The 25293-nt window shown below is 34.6% G+C and carries 18 protein-coding genes; 6 read left to right on the plus strand and 12 right to left on the minus strand.

Translation table 11 applies throughout. The features are described from left to right. Positions 1-93: 93 nt before the first annotated feature. The 3 genes from pbpC to ACZ0AH_RS20740 form a co-directional block, all read right to left on the minus strand. A complete protein-coding gene (gene pbpC, locus ACZ0AH_RS20730; RefSeq protein ID WP_463477651.1) occupies positions 94-2469 on the minus strand; it encodes a penicillin-binding protein 1C in 2376 nt (791 codons plus the stop codon). Positions 2470-2592: 123 nt separating this feature from the next. After that, positions 2593-8265: an alpha-2-macroglobulin family protein gene (locus ACZ0AH_RS20735; RefSeq protein ID WP_463477652.1), complete on the minus strand. Its 5673-nt coding sequence runs from the start codon at positions 8263-8265 to the stop codon at positions 2593-2595. Positions 8266-8444: 179 nt separating this feature from the next. After that, entirely contained in the window at positions 8445-8888 is a 444-nt protein-coding gene (locus tag ACZ0AH_RS20740) for a nucleoside deaminase (RefSeq protein WP_463477653.1), read from the minus strand. 179 nt (positions 8889-9067) lie between these two features. On the opposite strand from ACZ0AH_RS20740, the gene ACZ0AH_RS20745 reads away from it, so the two are divergent. Both ACZ0AH_RS20745 and ACZ0AH_RS20750 read left to right on the plus strand, forming a co-directional pair. Further along, positions 9068-10855: a 1-deoxy-D-xylulose-5-phosphate synthase gene (locus ACZ0AH_RS20745; protein ID WP_463477654.1), complete on the plus strand. Its 1788-nt coding sequence runs from the start codon at positions 9068-9070 to the stop codon at positions 10853-10855. 36 nt (positions 10856-10891) lie between these two features. Further along, the gene (locus tag ACZ0AH_RS20750) at positions 10892-11893 is read left to right on the plus strand and encodes a DUF3078 domain-containing protein (protein WP_463477655.1); all 1002 of its coding nucleotides are present in this window, start codon (positions 10892-10894) and stop codon (positions 11891-11893) included. 340 nt (positions 11894-12233) lie between these two features. On the opposite strand, the gene ACZ0AH_RS20755 is transcribed toward ACZ0AH_RS20750, so the two are convergent. The 3 genes from ACZ0AH_RS20755 to ACZ0AH_RS20765 form a co-directional block, all read right to left on the minus strand. Beyond that, positions 12234-13580 (minus strand): deoxyguanosinetriphosphate triphosphohydrolase, encoded by a 1347-nt coding sequence (locus ACZ0AH_RS20755; RefSeq protein WP_463477656.1) that lies wholly within the window; start codon positions 13578-13580, stop codon positions 12234-12236. 67 nt (positions 13581-13647) lie between these two features. Continuing rightward, positions 13648-14124, minus strand: coding sequence for an RDD family protein (locus ACZ0AH_RS20760; protein WP_463477657.1), 477 nt, complete (start codon positions 14122-14124; stop codon positions 13648-13650). Between the two features lie 193 nt (positions 14125-14317). Next, positions 14318-14779, minus strand: a complete 462-nt coding sequence (locus ACZ0AH_RS20765; protein WP_463477658.1) for an Lrp/AsnC family transcriptional regulator — start codon at positions 14777-14779, stop codon at positions 14318-14320. Between the two features lie 157 nt (positions 14780-14936). Here ACZ0AH_RS20765 and metE point away from each other — a divergent pair, with 157 nt between their 5' ends. Continuing rightward, positions 14937-17258 (plus strand): 5-methyltetrahydropteroyltriglutamate--homocysteine S-methyltransferase, encoded by a 2322-nt coding sequence (gene metE / locus ACZ0AH_RS20770; RefSeq protein ID WP_463477659.1) that lies wholly within the window; start codon positions 14937-14939, stop codon positions 17256-17258. A gap of 99 nt (positions 17259-17357) precedes the next feature. On the opposite strand, the gene ACZ0AH_RS20775 is transcribed toward metE, so the two are convergent. After that, the gene (locus tag ACZ0AH_RS20775; protein ID WP_463477660.1) at positions 17358-18065 is read right to left on the minus strand and encodes a type 1 glutamine amidotransferase; all 708 of its coding nucleotides are present in this window, start codon (positions 18063-18065) and stop codon (positions 17358-17360) included. A 93-nt stretch (positions 18066-18158) separates the two neighbouring features. On the opposite strand from ACZ0AH_RS20775, the gene ACZ0AH_RS20780 reads away from it, so the two are divergent. Continuing rightward, on the plus strand, positions 18159-18491 hold the full coding sequence (locus ACZ0AH_RS20780; protein WP_463477661.1) for a type II toxin-antitoxin system RelE/ParE family toxin: 333 nt from the start codon (positions 18159-18161) through the stop codon (positions 18489-18491). Positions 18492-18498: 7 nt separating this feature from the next. Continuing rightward, positions 18499-18798, plus strand: a complete 300-nt coding sequence (locus ACZ0AH_RS20785; protein WP_463477662.1) for a helix-turn-helix domain-containing protein — start codon at positions 18499-18501, stop codon at positions 18796-18798. 67 nt (positions 18799-18865) lie between these two features. Here ACZ0AH_RS20785 and ACZ0AH_RS20790 read toward each other — a convergent pair whose 3' ends face one another. After that, on the minus strand, positions 18866-19453 hold the full coding sequence (locus tag ACZ0AH_RS20790) for an outer membrane beta-barrel protein (RefSeq protein ID WP_463477663.1): 588 nt from the start codon (positions 19451-19453) through the stop codon (positions 18866-18868). A gap of 144 nt (positions 19454-19597) precedes the next feature. On the opposite strand from ACZ0AH_RS20790, the gene gldA reads away from it, so the two are divergent. Further along, on the plus strand, positions 19598-20494 hold the full coding sequence (gene gldA / locus ACZ0AH_RS20795) for a gliding motility-associated ABC transporter ATP-binding subunit GldA (RefSeq protein WP_463477664.1): 897 nt from the start codon (positions 19598-19600) through the stop codon (positions 20492-20494). Positions 20495-20585: 91 nt separating this feature from the next. On the opposite strand, the gene ACZ0AH_RS20800 is transcribed toward gldA, so the two are convergent. From ACZ0AH_RS20800 to metF, 4 genes are all read right to left on the minus strand, one after another. Continuing rightward, complete coding sequence (locus ACZ0AH_RS20800; RefSeq protein ID WP_463477665.1) at positions 20586-21995, minus strand: pyridoxal phosphate-dependent decarboxylase family protein; 1410 nt, start codon at positions 21993-21995, stop codon at positions 20586-20588. Positions 21996-22099: 104 nt separating this feature from the next. Next, the gene (locus tag ACZ0AH_RS20805; RefSeq protein WP_463477666.1) at positions 22100-23323 is read right to left on the minus strand and encodes a dicarboxylate/amino acid:cation symporter; all 1224 of its coding nucleotides are present in this window, start codon (positions 23321-23323) and stop codon (positions 22100-22102) included. Positions 23324-23398: 75 nt separating this feature from the next. After that, on the minus strand, positions 23399-24052 hold the full coding sequence (locus tag ACZ0AH_RS20810) for a class I SAM-dependent methyltransferase (protein ID WP_463477667.1): 654 nt from the start codon (positions 24050-24052) through the stop codon (positions 23399-23401). A 133-nt stretch (positions 24053-24185) separates the two neighbouring features. Then, positions 24186-25142: a methylenetetrahydrofolate reductase [NAD(P)H] gene (metF, locus tag ACZ0AH_RS20815; RefSeq protein WP_463477668.1), complete on the minus strand. Its 957-nt coding sequence runs from the start codon at positions 25140-25142 to the stop codon at positions 24186-24188. Between the last annotated feature and the right edge of the window lie 151 nt (positions 25143-25293).

Consider the following 25293-nt stretch of genomic DNA (forward strand, 5'->3'; position numbering starts at 1 on the left):
ATTTCCTGCTGTCCTTCCAATCTTTTGTACCGAACCCCGGCACAAAAGGATTTCCCTCCCATCAGGGCTAGAAAACTCATTTTCATAAGACTATTATTCTCTTACAATTTCTATTTTTCTTCTAATTTCGTTCCCATAAACATCCACAACCGTAATATAATGCGTTCCAGAAGTTGGCGTAATAGGCAATTCATGAAACGTTTTTGTAGTCGCTTTATAAACATCATCAACATACCAAAACAATTCTTTATCCCTTTCCGAATAAGCAACTTTAAGAATCACAGGCTGAACTTCGCTATTAAAATTCTTCGTTAAGTAGATTTTACTGTTCGTTTTCGGGTAAATAAAATCCATTGTAGTGGTTTGTGTTCCCTGACAATCTTCTTTAAACGGAGGCAAAGGTAAATACTCAATATGCTGACTTTTATAATACCAAGCCATTACGGGCGGCAAAACAAACCAGTTTTTAGTCACGATATCATCAATGCTTTCGCAACTGCTATTGACCTGAAATTTCTCTGTTTTATCTAAATGAACTGTTTTATGATACGGACAAACGGCCGTAGATTTTCCTTTTTTAGGAACCCATTGTTTGATTTTCGGACAACCATCTTTAGCCAAATAACCACTTAAACGGCAAACCTCAACCTCATCCAAATCCTTATAAGGCGTTTGAAACCATTTTTGTCTCGGCAATAAATTAAAAACATCAAATAAAATGGGCGCTGCACTTGTTACTCCCGTTAAAGTTGGTCTTCCCTCACCTGTTGCGTTTCCAACCCAAACTCCAACTACATATTTTGAATTTGTTCCAATTGCCCATGCATCTCTATTCCCGAAACTGGTTCCGGTTTTCCAGGCAATTTTCAAGGAACTGTCATAAAACTTCCAGGCTTCGTCTCCTTCCGGCCTGTTTACTTCTTCCATTGCGTTATACGTCAGCCAAATAGATCCCGCGCCTACAATATTCTTCTGATCACTTTCTGAACCAAAATCGGGCTCGAAATCATTTTTATAATTTAGTTCCGTAAATTCTTTGGTTCGGTAATTTCCTTGATTTTTAGAATAATAATTCAATGTTGAAGAAAGGTTTGCATAGGTTCGGCACAAATCCCACAAATTACTTTCGGCTCCGCCTAAAATAAGCGACAACCCATAATGATCCGGTGTTTTATTAATATCCCTTAATTTGAATTTCTGTAATTCTTCATAAAATTTATTTACGCCAAAATCCTGCAACATCAAAACGGCCGGAATATTCAGCGAACGCGACAAAGCGCGATGTGCGGGAACCGCTCCATCAAAAGTCAGATTAAAATTTTGCGGCGTATAACCCGCAATCTGCGTTGGAATATCAGCGACCAAAGTATTTGGCAATATTTCGCCATCATCAAGCATTCCGGCATATAACAACGGTTTTAAAATACTTCCTGTACTTCTTGGTGCATCGATAATGTCAACATCTTTTTGATGATCTTTATCTGTTGGCGCATTACCCACATAACTCATAACGTTTCTGTTCGAAACATCAATCACCAAAATCGCCAGATTGTTGACTTCATTCTGTTTGTACTGATTGTAATAATATCTCGCAATTTGATTGACCCTGTTTTGTAAAGCATAATCAATTGTGGTTTTTACTCTCGTTCCTTCTTCATTTTTCGCGACACGCTGTAATAAATGAGGCGCAATTTGAGGCAAATCATACGGTTTTTGAGGCAACGGTTCCTGAACCGAAAGTTCATACGTTTGCTGGTCAATTATTCCTTCCTGATGCAATTTCAGTAAAAGTCGGTTGCGTTTGCTTAGTAATTTTATCTGATTTTTTCCGGGATAAATCAAACTCGGTGCATTTGGTAAAACCGCCAAAGTTGCATTCTCCGCCCACGATAATTGATTGGATTGCACGCCAAAATAACGCCACGAAGCCATTTCCAGCCCTACGACATTTCCCCCAAAAGGTGCGTGAGAAGCGTATAATTCGAGAATTTCATCTTTAGAATACCCCAATTCTAATCGTGTTGCCAGAATAATTTCGATAATTTTTTCGAAATACGTCCTTCCTTTTCCTTTTCGGGATAAACGGATAACTTGCTGTGTCAACGTACTTCCGCCACGGACTACTTTTCCCGCTTTTCGGTTTTGTTTGATCGCATTTACCATCGCAACAGGGTTAAAACCGGGATGTTTATAGAAATATTCGTCTTCAAAATAAACAATACACTTCTTGAATTTATCAGGCACACTATCTTGCGCAGGAAAACGCCATTGTCCGTCACGTGCAATTTTTGCGCCTAATAACTCTCCTTCTTTACTTTCAATCACCGTAGAATAAGGTTCCTGAAACAAAGTTCGCGGTAATGAGAAATAATAAATCAGCAAGAGCAGAAACGCAATTGCTGATTTTATTTTATTCTTTTTTATCCAATTTATAATGCGTTGTGAGAACGCTATTAATTTATTTTTCAAAATTTTTGAATTTTAGCCCACGGGTTTTGCGGATTGAACGGGTTTTACTTTTTTCCAACTTAATTTAAAAATTAATCTGCGAAAATCCGTTTAATCCGTAAAACCCGTGGGCCATTTTATTTCCTATTTCACCACCTCAACCCAAAATCCTTTTGTTCTGGCCAGGAATGTATTATCATACATCGCTTCGCATTGTAGTCCTGGCAAATAATAATTCCCAAGATACGATGCGTTTAGCAGAATTCTAAAGACTTTCGTTTCTCCGGCTTTCATTCCAAAATAGAAATTAGTTCTGTCATCGCGAATATCTATGTAATCAGCAATATTGTTTGTCGCGTCGCCGTAATCTGTAAAACGCGTATTTACAATTTCAAAACCTGAAGGTAAAATTTGCGATAAAGCTACATTTTGAACGCTTTCATTTCTTTGATTTCTGATGGTAACCTCAGCAATAAACTCAGTTCCCTGACTGATTTTTGAAACATTAATTACACTGCCTTTTCTATTTTTGAAAACAATATTAGCAGAAACATCATTCTGAATTACGTTCTCTTGCCCAATTGGTAATATTCCGGTATTTAAAACACGTACATAAACCGTGTTGTTTTTAAGGTTTTTCAAGACAACGCTATTAGCTCCAGTTTGAACAACCAAACTTCTGTCAGCAATTGTTTTTTGTGTGTTTATTGTTTCGCCTTTTCCGCTTTTGCTAAACTGAAGATTAATTCCTTTAGGTCCGTTGCTAATGGCAAATTTTGACATTGAATACAAGCAATACGCCGTTGTCTGCGTACTCATCCATTGATTGTTTGACATTTCTTTGGCTAGTTTCGTAGCCATTGCAAATGCTTTTTGTTTTTGTCCTAAAAGCAACATCGTTTCTAAGGCCATTGCTCTGTTTCTTTCGCTTGAACCGTAATAGTAATAATTGTAATTGCTCGATTCAGTATCAATACTGGTGCTTAATAATAGATTTTGTCCGGCTGATTTTTGTCCTGCCAAAACATAGGCTGCTGCTAAACGAAGTTTACTTTCGTTCGAAATTCCTTTAGTTTCACGCAATCTGTTCATCGAAGAAAGATCTGCATTTCCGGCCAAAGCCAATGTATATAATCTGTACGATTGTGCTAAATCATTCCCGTATTTAGGTTCAAAACGCCATTGTTTCGCTTCTTTTTGCTGATACGAAATCCATTTTGATTTGAAATTAATAGGTAAAACATATCCTTTTTTCTCGGCTTCAATCAGGAAATGTCCTGCGTATGAAGTTCCCCAATCGTCTGCAATGGTGTTACCTTGCCAGTAAGCTACCCCTCCGTTTGATAACTGAAAACTTCCTAATCTGGTAATTCCTGCCGTAATATTTTTTTGAATAATTCCTTTGCGGGTTGCATCTAAATCGACAACATCATTCAGGAATAATTGTGGAAAAACAGATGAAGTTGTTTGCTCTACACAACCATGCGGATATTGAATAAGATATTGCAATCTTCCGTTTAAATTCATGGTTGGCATTGACGAAACTTCTAATCTCGCTTTATTACTTCCTGAAACTCCAAAGGTTTTCCATGAAATCGTTTTGGTGCTATTTGGTGCCAAAATAACATCGGTAAACGTATTGGTAACCGGATTTGGATTCGTCATATCAATTTCGACATCATAAACTGATTTCTCTTTTCCGGATGTTGCAATTACCTGAACTTTGGCAATTCCAGTCGCAGAACCTACTACCAAATTAAAATATGCCATTTTTTCATCGGGCGAAGCAAATGTCAATGATTGCGTGGCACTTCCCATTACTTGCAATCCGTTGCTGGTTTTTATCTGAATGGAAACATTTTTAATATTTTTTTCAGTTGCAAAAACCGTAACCGGAATTGTCACTTTTTCTGAAGGTGAAATTTTTCTTGGCAGTGAAGCCAAAACCATCAACGGACTTTTTACAGGCGTTGCTTTCTCTACACTTCCGTAAGCACTTGTATTGGCATCACCGGCAACAACCATAGTCCGAACGGAACCAATGTATTTTGGTAATTTTAACTGATGCGATTTTGTTTGTCCTTTTTCTAATTTAAACGGACCATAATACAATACAATCGGTTTAAAACGATTGGCTTTTTTAGCTTTTCCGCCACCTAAATCCTGATCTCCACCAATACTGAAAATCTGATTTATTTTTCCGCCATAAGCGCCAATTACATCATCATAAATATCCCAGGTTTTTACGCCCAAAGCTTCGCGAACATAAAAACTATCCCATGCATTTGGCGTTTTAAAACGGGTTAAATCCAGTAAACCTTCATCAACAACGGCAATGGTATATGTCATTTCTTTACCTGTTTTCTCCCCTACTTTTACCGTAAAAGTTTGTTCTGGTTTTAAAACATCAGGCATTGAAAGCGTTGGTGCCAGAATCGTATTTTTATCGACAACTTCAATAGGAACAATTCCGTACATACGAATTGGCGAATCGTTTTTAGTTGAAGCGTGCGGCTGTAAAAGCGTAATATTAAAATACACATTTGGCGCCATTGCAGCAGTAATTGGAACTTCGACTTTAGTCTCTCCTTTTTGTGTTTTTGCCCAAATGGTCTGCACTACTTTTGATCCGTTTTCAATCGAAATCAAAGCACGTCCGCCTTCACTTGAAGGGAAAGATATCTGTGCTTTTTCGCCAACTGCATAATTCTTTTTATCGGTAGAAAAAACCAACATATTTGCTGTAGAGGCATCTCTGTTACGGGTTTTTCCAGACCAGATTGGCCAGTCAATATTTACGGTTAATGCCGTCGCATGACCATTTGGATTATCGGAAACGCGAATTAAATAACGTCCCCATTCTTCATCGGTTAACGAAAACTGGATTGCTCCTCTTCCGCTTGCATCTGTATTTACTATAAATGTTTTGTATGAAGTTGTAGCATTCGATGAATTATAATTGGATAAATTATCTGTTGATGCATCCCACCACCAGCGCCATTCTACTTTGTATACTTTTACTTCCAGATTTCTGACCGGTTTTGGTCTTCCGTTTTCGTCCAGTGTCACAATATCAAAACGATTTGCGGTTCTGGTTTCCAGCATTCCGTATTTATTAGGTTCCGGAGATTTTATACCAACATACGTTTTATAAGGCGAATACGTAGTCGAAATAACATCTGTGCTAAAATCGCCTCCTTCTTCATACACTTTTGTGATGAACGAAGCACGCAACATTCCCGGCGCCTGACCTTGCAATTTTGGTTCAATATTGACCGAAGCTTTTCCGTTTTCGTTTAATTTTCCAGAGAAAACATTGATTTCTTCTGTACTAAATTGGCGTACCAAATCATCAAAAGTAAATTTTTCATATCCTTTAAAAGTGGTCGCTTGCTGCGAAAACTTCGCCTGCATTTCTACATTCAGATTTTTAGCAATAGCGCCATGTAACCACGTAACTTCAAGATTACTTGTATTTGGATAAGACGAAGATAAAACGGTTCTCTGGAACGTATTTTTTATTTTTAAACGATTCGGTTTGATGGTTTCAATTTTAATGCTTTTGTAAAATTTCGCACCACCAACACTTATCATCGCTTCCCAATTTCCGGTTGGCGCATCGGCACTTGTTGGAACTATAAACGAATAATGATTTAATTCGTTTGTTCTTTGAATTGTCTGATAGGTCGTTTTTCCGTTTGGATCATTCAGTCTAAATTTTATCGGATGTGATTTTGGCAATTTATTCGAAGCATCGTTTAAGATAAAAGATAAATACAAATTATCTCCGGGACGCCAAACGCCACGTTCTCCATAAATAAAACCTTTTAAACCTTTTTGTAAAGTCTCGCCCGCAACATCAAAATTACTTACGGATAATGAAAGTCCATCATCCAGCTTTACGTAAGTTGATTGATCTCCCAGAGTTACAATAGCAAAATAGGCAAATTTATCCAATTGAAAAGAAGCAATTCCTTCGCTGCTTGTGGTTCCGGTTGTTATTTTTTGTTGTTGATAATTGTACAAATCGACTCTCGCATTCGAAACCGGTTCTGTTGTAACAATATTATTTACCGCAAATAAATAGGATTTATTCTCACCTCTTTTGGCAATAACACCCAAATCTGTGGCTAGAATATTCGTCGCAATTCTGGCATTATAATAATAGGAATTCGTACAAGGATCCTGACTTTCTCTCCACTCATAATCGTCATCATAATAGTAATCATCATACGAGTTTCCGCTGTAGTTTACGTCATTTTCATCGACTTCGTCTTCGTCTTCAGTATTTTCATCTTCTTCTGATGATTCGCATTTATACAAAGAATATTTCTTTTTAAAAGCAAATTCTACTCTGTAAATTGCGCCTGGTTCGGGCGTAATTATTTTAGATAAATCCAATGCAAATGTGTTCCATTTACTTGGATTTACTAAATTGCTTTCATTTAATTTGAGCGTTGTTTTAGCGACGGGCTGCGCTACTTTTTTGAGGTTCTGACTTCCGTTTAATTCATTATACTGAAGAAATTGAAGAATGTTGTTTTTGTAAATCTTATACACTTTTACATCAACGGCACTTAAATTTACGGCTTCGAAATTCAGTTTTAAATTATTTGAACTTGGCAGAATCGTTCCGTTTTTGATGAAGCGAACTCCGGGTTTTATTTGGTCAAAAGTAATTTTCTCATTGAAATTTGAGTCCATCTTTTTGCCGTATTGACTTTCGATTCCCTGAAAAACTTCAATCAATAAATCTCCTGCCAGAATTTGTTGCGGCTCGGCTTCTTCATCCTGAACCACTTCTACAGCATCATCAACGACTGCGGCCGCACTATCCACCACAACTGCCGCAGAATCTACCAGCGAAACTGCTGATTCTTCAACTGCAACAGGAACCGGTTCTTCTTTTTTGGCGGGTGCTTCATTACTAAAATAAACTTTCAGTAAATTTCCCTGAGTGGAGAATTTCAGATTATTGGCATTCTGAATCGAAACCAATCCTTTAAAATCCTGCCCTTTTTCTAATGGTTCAGAAAAATTAATTAAAACCGACTGATTGCTTCCTTCCGGAACATCGACTTTTACAATTTTAAATTCGGTTAAACCGGTAACTGCATAATCTAATTCTCCTTTCTGATCGATATCAAAATCGCTTCCGTCATACAAAATCTCCAGATTTGTTCCTTCTGAATAACGCTGAATACTATCAATTATAAAATTGAATTCTTTGCCTAATCCTGATTTTTTTTCGAATTTAATTTTAAGATTATTTCCTTTTTGCTTAGCTAAAACTAATTTTTTAGCGGTTTCAAGATCAATATTGTCTGCTGTTTTTAAAACACAGTTTAAATATTGATATTCTTTACTATACGACTGAATATCGGCAGTATTTATGGTAAAATCCTGCTTGATTGTTTTTACGGTAAAGTTGAATTTCGAAAGTGCCGCCTCTTTCTCTTTCGGAATTGTAATCAGTTTATCAAGGTTTAAGGTTACCTGATATTCTGTTCCTTGTTTTAGCTTTTTCTCCGGGATAAAAGCAATTGTATTAGGCGAAAGTGCCACGACTTTTCCGTCGACACTTGGATAAATATCAAACAAATCGCTGTCTAAAACCTGATTGGCTTTCCAGTCTTTTTTATCGAAAGCCAAAACCACCCGAATATCAGATTCCGAAGAGACTATTCCCCCCGTAAAACTGACTATATACTCTTTAAATAATGAAAAATCGGAATTGAAATCTGCAGCTGATTTTCTACCGCAGGATTGAAAAATAAAAAACACACAAAACACGAGAACTAATCCTTTTGCTTTCACTTTTATTTAGAGTTAATGGGTTACAGATGTAAAATAGACAGAACGTTTTAACATTTCATTGTTAAGGTCATAACTAATGAAATGTTAAATATATTGTAGTAAATGTAAAGTATTTTTCGAAATATTTTAAGAAGAAAATTCAGTGTTCAAAATATTTTTTCTGACTGAAAAAGGAAGAATTATTTACGTCTTTCCACAAAAAAACGTTTCATTAAATCAGCGGCTTCATTTGCCATAACGCCAGAAACTACGGTGGTTTTGGGGTGCAGTTTTGTTCCCATAACTATAAAACCACGCTGTTCGTCACGTGCTCCAAAAACAATTTTAGAAATCTGACTCCAATACAAAGCTCCTGCGCACATTTGGCAAGGTTCAAGTGTAACATACAAAGTGCAATCTTTTAGATATTTTCCGCCTAAAAAATTTGCTGCAGCTGTTATGGATTGCATTTCGGCATGAGCCGTAACATCATTTAATAATTCGGTTAAATTATGACTTCTTGCAATGACTTTATCTGCGACAACAATAATGGCCCCAACAGGAATTTCGCCTTTATCAAAAGCCATTTCAGCTTCCTGCAAAGCTTTTTTCATAAAGTATTCGTCGGTGAAGGGATTTATCATAATTGCAAAAATAAGGTTTTACTATTTATTTTTTATTACATTTAAATGAAGAATCTCAAAAATGCCAGAAGCCAAAACAGATTCAACATCTAACTTAATCTTACCTACGATAGTAATTGATTCCACAAAAACGGAAAACAAATTAAATTTAAAACCGTAAATTTGCTTTTTACCTTATAATGAAAAGCAACTTACTTTCAAACATATACAATCCCGCCGATTTACGCTTACTTTCTGAAGCGCAACTTCCTGAAATTGCACAGGAATTACGTCAGTTTATAATTGATGTCGTTTCGGTAAAAGAAGGTCATTTGGGCGCAAGTTTAGGTGTAATTGAATTGACGATTGCGTTACATTATGTTTTTAATACTCCCGAAGATTTATTGGTTTGGGATGTTGGACATCAGGCTTACGGACATAAAATCCTGACCGAGAGAAGAGAAAACTTTCATACTAACAGACAAATTGGAGGTATTTATGGTTTTCCAAAAAGAAGCGAAAGTGTTTACGATACGTTTGGTGTTGGTCATTCTTCTACTTCTATTTCGGCGGCACTTGGAATGGCGATTGCGTCTAACTTAAAAGGTGATTTCGAAAAACAGCATATTGCAGTTATTGGCGATGCATCGATTGCATCCGGAATGGCATTTGAAGGTTTGAACCATGCCGGAGTTACAGATGCTAATTTATTGGTAATCCTAAATGACAACGCTATTGGAATCGATCCAAGTGTTGGTGCACTCAAAAAATATCTTACTGCTGTAAAAGAAGGAAAAAATCCGAAGAAGAATAATATGATTAAGTCTTTGAATTTTGATTATTCGGGACCTATTGACGGTCATGATCTTCCAACTTTAATTAAAGAATTAAATCGATTAAAAAATATAAAAGGCCCTAAATTCCTTCATATAGTTACCACAAAAGGAAAAGGTTTACAGCAAGCTGAAGAAAATCAGGTAAAATATCATGCGCCCGGAAAATTTGATGCTTCGACAGGAGAAATCATTTTAAAATCTGAAGAAAATTTACCTCCGAAATTTCAGGATGTTTTTGGTTTAACCATTTTAGATTTAGCCCGGAAAAACGAAAAAATTATCGGAATTACACCCGCAATGCCCTCAGGAAGTTCTCTGAAATTTATGATGGACGAAATTCCAGAACGTGCTTTTGATGTGGGAATTGCTGAACAACATGCTGTAACGCTTGCGGCAGGAATGGCGACGCAAGGCATGATTGTGTATTGTAATATCTATTCGACTTTTTTACAGCGCGCTTACGATCAGGTTATTCATGATGTCGCTTTGCAAAATTTACCTGTTATTTTTTGTCTTGACCGAGCTGGTTTGGTTGGTGAAGACGGCGCAACACATCACGGCGTTTTTGATATTGCTTATTTGCGCACCATTCCGAACATGATAATTTATGCGCCTATTAACGAAATTGCCCTGCAAAACATTTTATATACGGCTCAATTGGGTCTAAATCATCCCATCGCAATTCGATATCCGAGAGGTCGGGGCGTTTTACCAAACTGGGAAGTAGAAAATTTCGGACAATATGAAAAAATAATTATAGGACAGGCTAGCACATTAAAATCGGGAACAAAAACAGCTGTTTTATCAACCGGAACTATCGGAAATAATGTGACATTGGCGATCCGGGAATCTATCAATTCTGAGACTATCGCACATTATGATTTCCCATTCATTAAACCCTTAGATATTAAATTGTTACACGAAGTTTTTTCTACTTCCGAAAGGATAATTACTATCGAAGACGGGGCAATAAATGGCGGTTTTGGAAGTGCTGTTTTAGAGTTTGCTGCAGCCAATAATTACAAAAATAAGATCGAAATTTTAGGCGTTCCTGATGTGTTTATTGAGCATGGGACGGTGAGTCAATTACAACAATTGTGCAAAATTGACGTTAAAAGTTTGATAAATCTTTTTTCAAACGATCGAAAATAATTATTTTGCACAACCAAAAATACTAAAATAAGCCTAATGAAATTATTGCGTTCTACCCTTTTGCTGTTATTGCTTTTGTGTACCACACATAACTTTGCCCAAATTATACAAACCACTTTAGCTCCTAATCAGTCGCCTCCACCACCTTCTAACTGGACTAAAAAGAACCAGGTAGGTTTTGATATTTCCGAAATTGCTTTTGTAAATTGGAGTGCCGGGGGAACAAGTTCTATTTCAGGTTTATTTAAGGGGGAATTCAACAGAACTTATCAAAAAGGAAATCATAAATGGGTAAATGAACTTATCGTAAAATATGGTTTAAACAAACAAGACGGAATAGAGCTTCGTAAAACGGATGATGCCGTAATGCTAAACTCGACTTACGGATTTAGAAAAGATACCATCTCAAATTGGTATTATTCTGCCAAATATAACTTCAATACACAGTTTACAAACGGATATAATTACCCAAACAGGGATATTGCAATCTCGAAACCTTTTGCGCCGGCATACATCTTTCTGGGAGCTGGAGCTGAGAATTCAAACAAAAAGAAAAACCGGGTTTTTTATTTTTCACCAATTACTTTAAAAACCACTTTGGTTTTAGATCAATATTTGGCGAATCAGGGAGCTTTTGGTGTTAAAAAAGCGATTTACGAAGTAGATCCTCTTGATCCAAACAATCAAATATTAGTAAAGGAAGGTCAAAAAGTAAAAGCGGAATTTGGTATTCTGCTTACAGGATACATGAAGAGCGAGATTTACAAAAACGTATTTTATGAAAACCGATTGAGTTTATATACCGATTATTTGAACAAATTTGGAAATATTGACGTGGATTATGATACCCGTCTGGATCTTGTTGTAAATGCCTATGTAAAAGCAAATATTGGTGTTCATTTAGTTTATGACGACGATATCAAAACAAAAAAAGATGTTCTTGATCCTACTACAGGAACAACTTCGCAAGTAAATGACGGACCAAGAGCGCAGTTAAGACAAGTTCTTGGCGTAGGTTTAGTTTATGCTTTTCAGTAAAAAAACTCACCTAACAAATAAAAAAATAACCGATAGAATATGCTTCTATCGGTTATTTTTTTATTTCAAAATTTGAAAAATTCTTTTAAGGATTAATCCCAAAATCTGTGGAACTAGAAAATTAAGCATAAAATTAGTTAGCCAAAAAAGGAAAAATTCAATATTTCTTACACGCCTGAGATTCTCTCCTATTTTAAATATAGCCCAAGGTTTCAACCTTGGGATGCGGTTTGTGATCATTTATGTGCTCCAACGGTTGAAACCGTCGGCTATGTTTTCATAAGCACTTGGTAAAAATTAATATATACGTTTTCTTTAAATCTGTGCTCAACAATTATCTTTAATTATTTTTCCTTCCATTTATGGTTTCGAATAATTCCAACGCATTTCCATCAGTTAAAAGAGAAACAAAATGGCAAATATGAAGCAAACGTTCGTACAAATTGGTTTTGTCTAAATGGTGCTTTTCCGGCAGCATTTTCAAAATCAATTTATCATAATTGGATGCAGTTCCGTCGTATTTATTATTAAAGGCCGTTATAAATTTATCCAGCAAAGTCTGAATGATTTGATAACCTACAATTTCTTTTTCCACAACTTCACGGCTTTGGTAGATTTTCTCAACACTTAACTTGATAATATCATCCATTTGCGCTTTGTATTTGCTTTTATCAGTCAAAGCATAAGGAAATTTTCCGGCAAGGATAGCTTCTTCATTTTCAATAAAAACGTCAACGGCGTCATTAATCAAAGCGCCAATTGCCAAAGCACGCAAATAACTAATTCGGTCTTCTTTGGTTTCCAACAACTTGTATTTAGAAACGCCAATATTGTCTTTTACAAGTTTAATTAAATATTCTAAAGCAAAATCTTCTGAAACTAAACCTAGATTGATACCGTCTTCAAAGTCAATAATCGTATAGCAAATATCATCTGCTGCTTCAACTAAATAGGCCAAAGGATGTCTTTCAAAACCAATATCATCGCCCTCTTTATTGGCAATCATTCCCATATCTTTGGCTACTTCTTCAAAAAAAGCTTTATCGGTCTGAAAGAAACCGTATTTTTTATCGGCGATATTATTTGTTGGTTTTTTAGGTAAACTTTCTTTTGGATATTTCATAAACGCGCCTAATGTTGCGTAAGAAATTCTAAGTCCGCCTTCAATTCCCGGACGACTTGCTGAAAGCACTGAGAATCCGTTTGCATTTCCCTCAAAATCAATTAAATCCTGCCATTGTTTGGCTTTTAACTGATCTTTATATTTCAATCCTTTTCCTATCGAAAAGTATTCTCCAATTGCTTTTTCTCCCGAATGTCCAAAAGGAGGATTTCCTATATCATGCGCCAAGGAAGCTGCTGCTACAATAGCACCAAAATCGTTCAGATGATAACCGTGAACTTCTTTTAAATGCGGATATTTTTCAATGATTTTTTTTCCAACCAAACGCCCTAATGAACGTCCCACAACCGAAACTTCTAAACTGTGTGTTAATCTGGTATGCACAAAATCTGTTTTTGAAAGCGGAATTACCTGGGTTTTATCCTGCAAAGATCGAAATGCAGCCGAGAAAATAATTCGGTCATAATCAACCTCAAATCCTAAACGCGTATCATCTTGTTCTACACGTAATCTTTTGCTTGTATCGCCTTGGCGTTTGAGTGATAAAAGTTGTTCCCAGTTCATTGTTTATTTTAGATTGTAGATTTAACGATTTTAGATTTTAAATCGAAGCCCAAAAATACATTTTATTTTAGGACTTTTCTAAAGATATTAGTTCCAGATGTTCTTTCATTTCCTTTTCGAGTTTGGATTTCATAACAACAAAAGTTCCAGAATTTTCATCATGTAAACCCAAAGCACGGCCTCTTAAAAAACTAAATGGCTCCAAAGGTAAAATACGTAATGTCGTACGGGTCAAGATAGTCATTATGGTGGGCTTAGAACCATCACTCATTACAACGATCGTTTTAGTGAAATATTTAGCAAGAGATCGTGAAAGAAATATTTCTGTCATTCCATAATAAACAAAACTAATAGCACTCCAGAACAAATAGCGTTCGATTCGATCTAACGAATTTATCTTTTTTGAAATTTCGGAAAGATTAAGAAGACTTATCGTCGATCTAACAATAATTATCATTATTACTGCATCAATGATAAAATTTAAAAATCGTTTTTGTTTTGATGCTAATAAATAATTTGAGATTATAAAATCTTCTTTGGGCATTTTTATTTCATATTTAGAATCAAAAATACATTTTATTTTAGGATAAAAAATATGCTATAGATTAATTTGATTTAAAAGATTAAACGTTTTATTCACCACAAATTTCACGAATTAATTTAAGCACAATGATTCGTGTTAATTAGTGAAATTCGTGGCAAAAATCTAATCTGTGCAAAATATTATTTTACTATTATTAAAACTCTAATGCCGTACTGTGTTTAATCTCTCCCATTACAAAAATACTGTTCGTATTCCCGATGTTTTCAATCGTCGATAATTTATTCATTACAAAATCCTGATAACTAGTCATATCCTGAACCAGAATTTTGAGCATGAAATCATAATCGCCCGCAATATTATAACATTCTATAATTTCAGGAAGTGCTACAATATCTTTTACAAAATTGCTTCCCACATTTTTGGCGTGTTCTTTTAATCTCACATTACAAAAAACCGTCATGCCGCGATTCATTTTTTTCCGGTCTAATAAGGCAACATATTTAGTAATATACCCGTCACGTTCCAATCGCTTTATACGCTCATAAACGGGCGTAACTGTAAGAAATAATTTGCTTGCGAGGTCTTTTGTATTAATATTTGAGTTTTCCTGAAGGTGTTTCAGGATCTGCAAATCGGTTTTATCGAGGTTTTCCATAGTATTTTTTACGGCTAAAGTTTCATTTAAGAGTTTTTATCAGTAATATAATCTTCAAAAAAAGACACTTTAAAGACATTTTATTTAAATAACAACCAAATATAAGTATTAATAACTAATACAATAAATTTGTTCAGTAAAAAATACTGAATCAAAAATGAAAACAAATAATTTAGGTTACCCAAGAATTGGCAGCAACAGAGAATTAAAAAAAGCCTCAGAATTATATTGGGCAGGAAAAATTTCGGTTGATGAACTTATCGAAACCGGAAAAGATATCCGTCGTAGAAACTGGCATTTACAATCAGAAGCCGGAGTAGATTTGATTCCTTCTAATGATTTTTCTTTTTATGATCAGGTTCTTGATTTGACTTTGACTGTTGGTGCAATTCCGGAACGTTATCATGAATTGGCAAGAACAAACTCGGCTATCGATTTGTATTTTGCAATGGCGAGAGGCGCGCAAAAAAACGGTCAGGATGTTGTAGCTATGGAAATGACAAAATGGTTTGATACCAACTACCATTATATTGTCCCTGAATTTACGAAGAATCAAAAATTTGAATTGTTTTCTGAAAAAATAATCAATGAATTTAAAGAAGCAAATGCTTTAAACATCGCTACAAAACCAGTTTTAATTGGACCAATTTCGTATTTGCTTTTGGGAAAAGAAAAAGAAGAAGGTTTTCACCGAATTGATCTTATCGATAAATTACTTCCGGTTTACTTTGAAATTTTCGAAAAATTACAAGCCGAAAATGTTGAATATATTCAGTTAGACGAACCTTTCTTGGCTTTAAATTTAACAGACAAAGAAAGAAATACTTTTACTGAAGTTTATAATGAAATCAACATTCGTTTCCCAAAAATTAAAATCATTCTGGCTAATTATTTTGATTGTTTTGGAGAAAATTTAGAAACTGCATTGGCTTTGCCAGTTGATACTTTTCACTTAGATTTAGTGCGTTGTCCATTACAATTAGATGATATTTTAGAATCAGGAAAATTAAATGCAACCGTAAATCTTTCTTTGGGAGTTGTGGATGGAAGAAATATCTGGAAAAATGATTTCAAAAATTCTTTGGCTTTGATCAAAAAAGCAACTGATGTTTTGGGAGAAAACAGAATTTTGGTTGCGCCTTCTTGTTCTTTAATTCACAGTCCTTGTGATTTAGATTTAGAAACAAACGACGCCACTTTAACTCCGGAAATCAAACAATGGCTTGCTTTTGCAAAACAAAAAATCAATGAAGTTGTAATACTAAAAAAATTAGCTTCGAACGAAATTGACGTTAATAATTCGGTTGATTTTGAAAGAAATACAATTGCAAATGACAATCGTAAAACTTCAAAATTGATTCACAATAATGAAGTAAAAGCACGTGTTGCAGGAATTACTTCATCTGACGATAAACGTAAAAGTACTTTTGCCATTAGAAGAAAAAGTCAGATTGAAGCTTTAAACCTTCCTTTATTTCCAACGACTACAATTGGATCTTTTCCTCAAACAGCTGAAGTGAGAAGCTGGAGAGCTAAATTTAAAAAAGGAGAATTAACTACGGAACAATACAACGACTTAATCGAAAAAGAAACTGAAGCTACGATTCGTTTTCAGGAAGAAACCGGAATTGATGTTTTGGTTCACGGAGAATTTGAACGCAACGATATGGTGGAATATTTTGGAGAACAATTGGCAGGTTTTACTTTTACCAAAAACGGATGGGTTCAGAGTTACGGAAGCCGCTGCGTGAAACCTCCGGTTATTTATGGTGATGTTTCAAGACCAAACCCAATGACGGTAAAATGGTCGAAATATGCACAATCTCTGACGTCAAAATGGGTAAAGGGAATGCTTACAGGTCCTGTAACTATTTTGCAATGGTCGTTTGTTCGTAACGATCAGCCTCGTTCTGAAACTTGTACGCAAATTGCTTTAGCGATTCGTGATGAAGTGGTAGATTTAGAAAAAGCGGGAATCAAAATCATTCAAATTGATGAACCAGCGATTCGCGAAGGATTGCCTTTGAGAAAAGAAGAATGGGCAAACTATCTGGATTGGGCTGTAAAAGCGTTCCGAATTTCTGCAAGTGGTGTTAACGACGATACACAAATTCATACGCATATGTGTTACAGCGAATTCAATGATATTATCCAAAATATTGCTGATATGGATGCTGACGTTATCACTATTGAATGTTCACGTTCGCAAATGGAGCTTTTAGATGCTTTTGCGAACTTTAAATATCCAAACGAAATTGGACCCGGAGTTTATGATATTCACTCCCCACGTGTACCTTCGAGTGCCGAAATGGTGCGTTTGCTAGAAAAAGCTTCGGCTGTAATTCCGGTAGATCAATTATGGGTAAATCCGGATTGTGGTTTAAAAACACGTCATTGGGATGAAACAAAAAAGGCTTTAATCGAAATGGTTGCCGCTGCGCAGGAAATGAGAGCAGCTGTTGAAAACCCGGTAAATTAATATTTTTTTTATTTAGATAATTTTTGTTTTTTATTCGTCAACTGGTGGAGTCGAAATTCTTGTAGTTAGGATTTAGTTTCGACTTCACTAAAGTTGGCATTATTTATTTTGTTCTTTTAGCAGAAAATCCAAAAATCCAAACATTATTTTATTGTTTTCTTCTACAAACTGAGTCGTTTGCAAAATGGTTTCCAGAGATTGAACGTATTTATCTTCAATTAACTCGTCTTGCCCTGCAATGGCCATTTCGCTCATTGTTTCGTTTGTAACTTCAAAATGAAACTGAAGTCCCAAGACATGATCTTTGTACAAAAAGCCCTGATTGAAACAACCTTCTGACTGAAATAATCTTATTGCATTTTCAGGAATTGAGAAAGTTTCTCCATGCCAGTGAAAAACATTCAAAACCTTTGGAACATACTTTAAAATAGGCAATTCAGCCGCGACAACTTCAACGGGAAACCATCCTATTTCTTTGTCTTTATTAATAGAAACTGTTCCGCCCAAAACATTTGAAATTAATTGTGCTCCCAAACAAATCCCTATTATTTTTTTATTTACATCAATAGCTTGTTTTATGAATCTTTTTTCGGCTTTAAGCCAAGGAAAATCAGCTTCATCGTGAATACTCATTTCTCCGCCCATTACAATCAAAACATCAATTTTATCTACATCAGGAAGTATTTCATCATTGTATAAATGCGTGTAAGTAAGATTATGATTGTTTCTTGAAATCCATTCTTCCATACAGCCTAAACCTTCAAAAGCAACGTGTTGTAAACAATGAATATTTAGTTTTTCAGGCATGATTTATTTAATTTTTGAGATGAATAGTTTTTTCAAAAATACAAAAATAGAATAAATTTGGATAATGTTAACTTTTAAGATAACTTTGTGTCTATGATAAGGAAGATTATATTTTATGAAACTCATTTTGTGGAGTTTTATCAAGATCAAGATGAAAAGGTTAAACTAAAAATACAATACGTTCTAGAATTGATTAGACAAGTTGATAGAGTTCCTGAGAAATTTTTAAAACATTTATCAGGAACAGAAGGATTATATGAAATAAGAGTTGAAGTAAAATCTAATATCTACAGGATATTCTGTTGTTTTGATGAAGGAAAATTGGTCATTTTATTTAATGGTTTTCAAAAGAAATCACAAAAAACGCCAAAAGCAGCATTAGAAAAAGCATTAAAATTAATGACTGAGTATTTTAAAAATAAATAATACCACTATGAAAAAATATAAAAACATACAATCTTTTGATGAACTTATTGAAGTTGAACATGGAAAACCAGGTACAGAAAGCAGAAATCAATACGAGGAAAAATCTCAGATGTTTATTATCAGCGAAATGCTAAAAGAAGCTCGTAAAGAAGCTAATTTAACACAAGAGCAACTAGCCGATAGAACAGGGACAAAAAAAAGTTATATTTCAAAACTTGAAAATGGAAAAGGCAATATCCAGCTTTCAACATTAATTAGGATTTTTGAAATAGGATTGAACAAAAGGGTTGGATTAACCTTTTTATAGAATTTAAAATAAAAAAAAAGCATCCGCCGCGGCGAATGCTTTTTCAAATTGAAATATAATTCTTAGATTAGAAATTCTTTGAAATCCCTACAGAAAATGCTTGTCCAAAAGAGAAATTGAAGGTTTTAACGTTATCTCCGTTTCCATTATTTCCATCATAGTTTAAAGTATTGTATCCTAAACCTCCAATGTTGAAGTTCAAACCAAATCCTTTATTAACATTGATAAAAATTGCCGGAGTAACTCCAATATAAAAACCATCTCCTTCATTAGTTGCAGAAATTGGTCCAACAGAATTTGTTTCTTTTCTGTTTTGGTATCCAACTCCTAAATCAGCGTAAGCAGAAAAAGTTTGATTTAATGGTTTAGAGTAACGTAAAAAACCTCCTAAAGAGAAATTATTTGTTTTGTACTCGTTATTACCTGATTCTTGTTTTTGAGTTCCAACTCCTGCTTCGATACCAGCTGTCCAGTTTTGGTGAAACTGATATCCTACTTTTGGAGAAAAACCAAAATAATTCTGTTTGTTTTCTGAACCAGAATTTGAAGTGTTTTGAGATTGGTAATTAATACTTCCCATAACTAAAATTGACCCTTTTTGAGCATTTGCAAAGCTAAACATAGCTAGTGCAAGAATAACTAGAATTTTTTTCATGTGTGATATTTAAAAATTTTAATAATGCTTTAACAATAAAGATGCCACAATTAATGACTAATTCATTTTTAAATTCAATTCTTTAAAAGACAAAATTTAGCAATCAAAACTATTTCTGTTTACTTTTGTAGCAAATAAAAAGTCATGTCGATAGAAGTAAACAACATATCAAAAAGTTACGGAACTCAAAAAGCGCTGAACGGAATTTCATTCTCTATTCAAAAAGGAGAAATTGTTGGATTTCTTGGTCCAAACGGAGCAGGGAAATCTACTTTAATGAAAATTTTGACTACTTATTTACTTGCAGATGATGGCTCAGCCCTTGTAAACAGTCACGATGTCATGACTGATGCAAAAGCTGTTCAACGTTCTATTGGGTATTTACCGGAGCATAATCCGTTGTATTTGGATTTGTATGTCCGTGAGTATTTGGCTTTTAATGCCGATGTTTATAAGGTTGCCAAATCAAGAATTGAAGAGGTAATTCAACTGACAGGTCTGTCATCAGAAAGTCATAAAAAAATAGGACAATTGTCTAAAGGATATCGCCAGCGCGTGGGACTTGCGAATGCTTTATTGCACAATCCCGATGTTTTAATCCTGGATGAACCAACTACCGGATTGGATCCGAATCAGTTAATGGAAATTCGAAATGTAATCAAGAATGTTGGGAAAGATAAAACAGTTTTTCTTTCGACACATATTATGCAGGAAGTCGAAGCAATTTGCGATCGTGTCATTATTATTGATAAAGGAGAAATTGTTGCGGATAAAAAATTAGATCACTTAGTTTCTGAAAATAAAGAACAAGTTATCGAAGTAGAATTTGATTATCAGATTCAGGAACAGCTTTTAGCAAAACTTGAAAATATTATTTCATATAAAAATATCCATGATATGACTTGGGAATTAACGTTTGTTGCCGAAAAAGATATGCGCCCGGCGATTTTTGATTTCGCCAATGAAAATGGATTAAAAACCCTGCAATTGAATCAGAAAAATAAAAACCTCGAAGCTGTTTTTAGAGAAATTACAAAGTAAATTTTCGATTTAAATCTCAGTTTAAAGATAAAAAGCCAACTTTTTCTATTGTAGAAAGAGTTGGCTTTTAGCAAGCTTTTTTTATTTTCAATTAAATTTCTAAATCCAAAATGGTCTCTTTCATTTCTTCAATAATAATTTTGACATCATTTTCAGTTGTACGCCAATTTACAAACGAAGCCCTGATTCCTTTACGGTTCTGATAAACCGTTGGCGTCATAAATACTTTTCCCCTATCATTTAAAATGGTCAAAAACTGACTTACTTTGTCCTGATTGTGATCTCCTTTTAAAGTAAAACAAACGTTATTCAGACGAATTGGAGCCAGAAGTTCAAAATTACCATCTTCGATAAGTGCATTTCCAAAATGCAATGCTAATGCCGTGCTATTTTCTACAATATCCTGAAAACCTTCTTTTCCGTATGCCAATAAAGAAAACCAAACCGGTAAAGCCCTTAAACGACGGGAATTTTCCGGAAGAACATTTAAGTAATTAAAGTTTTCTAACGGATTTCCTAAATAAGGCGCATTCGAATTCTGGAAAGTTTCTACTTGTAAATTTGCATGTTCTTTTTTAACCAAATAAAAAGCGCTTTCATACGGAACATTTAACCATTTATGACAATCAATTGTAATGCTGTCAGCATCTCCCCAACCTTCGACAAGATGCTTGAATTTATCCGAAACTGCAGCAAATCCTCCAAAAGCAGCATCAATATGCCACCAGAATTTGTGTTTTTTTCTTAATTCAGAAATAGCTGCAAAATCATCAAAATCTGCTGTATTCACCGTTCCTGCACTTGAAATTAAAATGAAAGGTTTTCCGTTTAAATTTTGAATATTTTTCTCTAAATCGGTTAAATCAATTGCTTCACGATTGCCTTCTATGGTTTTAATTGTGGTGTAATTATTACTTCCAATTCCCAACATCGAGAATGTTTTTATAGATGATGAATGCGGTGTTGCAGTTAAAATATTTATAGTTTCTGAAATTCCGTTTTTCGCAAAATCTTTTCCAAATTGATTCCCAAACCATTGTCTTGCAACTCCCAAACAAGTAAAATTTGACATTGTTGCACCGGTTACAAAACCTCCTAAAAATGATTTTGGCAAGTTTAATAATTGCAAAAGCATGTTGATTGTTTCAAATTCTATTAAAGCCGAAGTTCCGCCTTGTGCTTTGATAGCTTGCGTATTTTGATCGTAAACTGTTGCAAGCCAATCGCCAACTATAGAAGCTGGTGTTGAACCTCCGGTTACAAAGCCCAAATATCTGGGACCAGGCGAAGCAACCATTAATGGCGCTAATCGGTCGTTAAATTCTTTTAAGGCAGCCAAAGATCCCAAACCTAATTCGTTTAATTCCCGAGTTGGATCAATGCTTTCCTTATTTGATGTTGGAATGTTTTCGAGTTTATTCAGGAAATCAATTCCTTGTTGTTTGGTTTGATTCAATATGTTTTCGAGATCATTTAGATCGTGTTGAAGTATTCTGTTCATTTAAATAAATTATTTACTTATCTGTAAAAAAATATCCGACTGATTTTACAGATTAAGCGGATTGACACTGATTTTTTTATTTATTATTGAGGATAATTTCTTAGTTACCACTTCGTCTTTTCGGAGAATCGCGAAATCATAATAGCGCATATTAAATCACCGTTTACATTTAATAAAGTAGCAATTGGGTCGACTAAAGTTCCTAAAATCATGGCTACGGGCAAAGCTTGTTCCATTGGTAATCCGTAAACGGTAATAGCTAAAACTTCTCCAATGTAACCTCCATTCGGAATTCCGCCTTCGACAATTGAAACGATAATAGTAATTCCTAATGCCAAAAGAATAGTTGATGGCTCTGTAAAATCTTTTCCAAACATGGCAAAAAGTACCGTAATTTTTAGAATAGACGACATACTCGAACCGTCTTTGTGCAAAGGCGCTCCAAGCGGAATTACCAGATTGCGAACGTGTTTTGGAATATTCATTTTTTCAGCCGCTTCAAGATTAGCCGGAATAGTTGCAATACTGCTGCAAGTTCCAACTGCGGTTAAAGCCGAAGTGATATTATTGCTCCAAAAAACTACAAAAGCCCTTTTTCCTCCAGCGGCTAAAGCGTATAAACTAAAAAATACAAAGAAATAAAAGATACACGCAGCATAATAAACACCCAATGGTTTAGCGTAAACCCCAAATAATTGCGGACCAAAAACACCAACCTGATAAGCAAAATAAGCACCTAAACCAATTGGTGCCAATTTCATAATCAAATTTAGAAGTTGTTTCATGACTTCGTTTCCTGAATCCAAAAAACTTCTGAAAGCACTTCCTTTTTCTCCGGATTGTAAACTGGCAAAACCAATTAAAAAAGAAAAAATAATTAAGGCCAACATGCTTTTTCGGGACAATAATTCGAAGAAATCATTTACCGTAAGCAATTTTGCGATTTGATCACCGATACTTCCGGATTGAATATTTTCCAGCGGAATTTTAGATATAATTATATTTTGATGAATTGGAAAAAGATATACCGCTATAATCATTACAATTGCTGATAGTAAGATCGTGCTTAAGAAAACAGCAACCATAATAACGAACAATCTTCCTAATTTTTCTGTTCTTTCTAAACTCGCAATTGAAGAAGCAATTGTAAAAAAAATAAGCGGAATAATGGCCGTAAAAAGTAAATTTAGAAATATATCACCAAGAGGTTTTATAACCTCAACTTTTTCTTTAAAAATTAATCCCAGAATACTTCCGGCTATAATACCGCCAAGAAGAAACAGAATGCTGCTGTAACTTTTGAGAAAATTGATTTTTTTAACCTCCATAATTTAAAAATGTATTTAGGATTTTCGAATAATAAAACTTGAAAAATCAATTAAAGACTCAAAAAGAGCTTAAAATTACTTTTCTAAAACTAAGGTAGTGAATTCCCTATCGACGAGTTCTCCTGTTTTAGTTTTTACCTTTTCCGTTAAACTTTCTTTATTTATGATCTTAAAAGAGGTTTTATTAATTAACGTTTCGGCTTTTTCAGTACTATAAAGTTCAAATTCGTATTTAGTAAAAGGAAGCGTTTTCATGAAACTTTCTTCGGCAAATGTCAAACAGAAAAGTCCTTTTGTTTTTAAAACCCGATATATTTCAAGAATGAATTTTTCAGGGTTCTGCCAAAAATAAATAGTATTTACAGTGAAAATTTTATCGAATGCAGCATCTTGAAAGGGAATTACATTTCCATCATAAAATGAAAAGAAAGCTTGTTTTTGAGAAACATAATTTCTGTTGATCTGGCGCGCTTCGTGAAACATTAACTCAGACATTTCTAGTCCGTAATATTTAATATTTTCAGCTTGTTCGAAGATAAATTCTACATGTCCTGCGTTTCCGTGACCTAATTCTAAAATTGTATTTTCTGATTCTATATGCAGATTTTGAACAGAATGGTGCGTCATATTGATGTTTGTTTCATGCATCATATTTGCCATTTCTATTCCTTTTTCCCCTGTTGGATGCTTTAACTGAGCCGCTATTGCTTGTAATTCTTCTTTTTTCATAATAGTAAAATTAAATTCCAATTATTTAAAATTCAAATTCCAATTATCCTCAAAGCTTAGTCATTGCGAGGAACGAAGCAACCGCACTAACAAAAGACATACAGCGTGAGATTGCTTCGTTCTCGCAATGACATTAAAAAACATGGCTCGCGATTTGACGAATATTCTCAGATTTCCCCATTGAATAATAATGCAAAACAGGAACTCCGGCAGCTTTTAATTCTAAAGATTGCTGAATTGCCCATTCGATTCCAACTTGTCTGATTTCTGCATTATTTTTGCATGAATCCACAGCATGAATCAAATCTTCAGGTAAATCGATACGGAAAATTTGTGGCAAAACCTGCAAATGTCTTTGAACTGCAATTGGTTTAATTCCCGGAATAATAGGAATTGTAATGCCCATTTCTCTGGCTTTTTCAACAAATTTGAAATATTTTGAGTTGTCAAAAAACATTTGTGTTACGACATAATCAGCTCCTGCATCTACTTTTTCTTTCAGCCTTTTTAAATCTGATTGTAATGAAGGAGATTCTAAATGTTTCTCCGGATAACCTGCCACACCGATACAAAAATCAGCTTTATTATCGATATCCATTACTTCATGAAGGTATTTTCCCTGATTCAGCAAACTAATTTGATTTACCAAATCAATCGCATAATTATTTCCTCCTTCTTTCGGAATAAAATATTGTTCGTCTTTCATGGCGTCACCACGTAAAGCCATAATATTATCGATTCCAAGATAGTTACAATCTACCAAAAGATATTCAGTTTCTTCTTTTGTAAATCCTCCGCAAAGTACGTGAGGAACGGTATCTACGTTGTATTTGTGTTTTATAGAAGCGCAGATTCCAAGTGTTCCCGGACGCATACGAGTCAATTTTTTATCTAAAAGTCCGTTGCCTTTATCAATATAAATATACTCTTCGCGAGAAGTCGTTACATCAATAAATGGCGGTTTAAACTCCATCAACGGATCGATATTATCGTATAATTCCTGAATGCTCTTCCCCTTTTGAGGCGGAATAATTTCAAATGAGAATAATGTATTTCCTTTCGCGTTTTCAATATGTTGTGTTACTTTCATTCTTTAAGTTATGAGTTATGATTTATGAGTTTTGAGCTTTAGTTCGTGTAAAAAATCTGAAATCAAAAAACGTAATCAAATATCTTTTTTGTTTCAAGTTTCAAGTTCGATGTTTCAAGTTGCTTAGGATAACTTGAAACATGAAACTAAA

The organism is Flavobacterium sp. AC105, from assembly GCF_979258495.1.

Coding starts and splice junctions, on each gene's coding strand:
- ACZ0AH_RS20740 (WP_463477653.1), bottom strand. CDS start 8,888: ATGATAAATCCCTTCACCGACGAATACTTTATGAAAAAAGCTTTGCAG.
- ACZ0AH_RS20745 (WP_463477654.1), top strand. CDS start 9,068: ATGAAAAGCAACTTACTTTCAAACATATACAATCCCGCCGATTTACGC.
- ACZ0AH_RS20750 (WP_463477655.1), top strand. CDS start 10,892: ATGAAATTATTGCGTTCTACCCTTTTGCTGTTATTGCTTTTGTGTACC.
- ACZ0AH_RS20755 (WP_463477656.1), bottom strand. CDS start 13,580: ATGAACTGGGAACAACTTTTATCACTCAAACGCCAAGGCGATACAAGC.
- ACZ0AH_RS20760 (WP_463477657.1), bottom strand. CDS start 14,124: ATGCCCAAAGAAGATTTTATAATCTCAAATTATTTATTAGCATCAAAA.
- ACZ0AH_RS20765 (WP_463477658.1), bottom strand. CDS start 14,779: ATGGAAAACCTCGATAAAACCGATTTGCAGATCCTGAAACACCTTCAG.
- metE (WP_463477659.1), top strand. CDS start 14,937: ATGAAAACAAATAATTTAGGTTACCCAAGAATTGGCAGCAACAGAGAA.
- ACZ0AH_RS20775 (WP_463477660.1), bottom strand. CDS start 18,065: ATGCCTGAAAAACTAAATATTCATTGTTTACAACACGTTGCTTTTGAA.
- ACZ0AH_RS20780 (WP_463477661.1), top strand. CDS start 18,159: ATGATAAGGAAGATTATATTTTATGAAACTCATTTTGTGGAGTTTTAT.
- ACZ0AH_RS20785 (WP_463477662.1), top strand. CDS start 18,499: ATGAAAAAATATAAAAACATACAATCTTTTGATGAACTTATTGAAGTT.
- ACZ0AH_RS20790 (WP_463477663.1), bottom strand. CDS start 19,453: ATGAAAAAAATTCTAGTTATTCTTGCACTAGCTATGTTTAGCTTTGCA.
- gldA (WP_463477664.1), top strand. CDS start 19,598: ATGTCGATAGAAGTAAACAACATATCAAAAAGTTACGGAACTCAAAAA.
- ACZ0AH_RS20800 (WP_463477665.1), bottom strand. CDS start 21,995: ATGAACAGAATACTTCAACACGATCTAAATGATCTCGAAAACATATTG.
- ACZ0AH_RS20805 (WP_463477666.1), bottom strand. CDS start 23,323: ATGGAGGTTAAAAAAATCAATTTTCTCAAAAGTTACAGCAGCATTCTG.
- ACZ0AH_RS20810 (WP_463477667.1), bottom strand. CDS start 24,052: ATGAAAAAAGAAGAATTACAAGCAATAGCGGCTCAGTTAAAGCATCCA.
- metF (WP_463477668.1), bottom strand. CDS start 25,142: ATGAAAGTAACACAACATATTGAAAACGCGAAAGGAAATACATTATTC.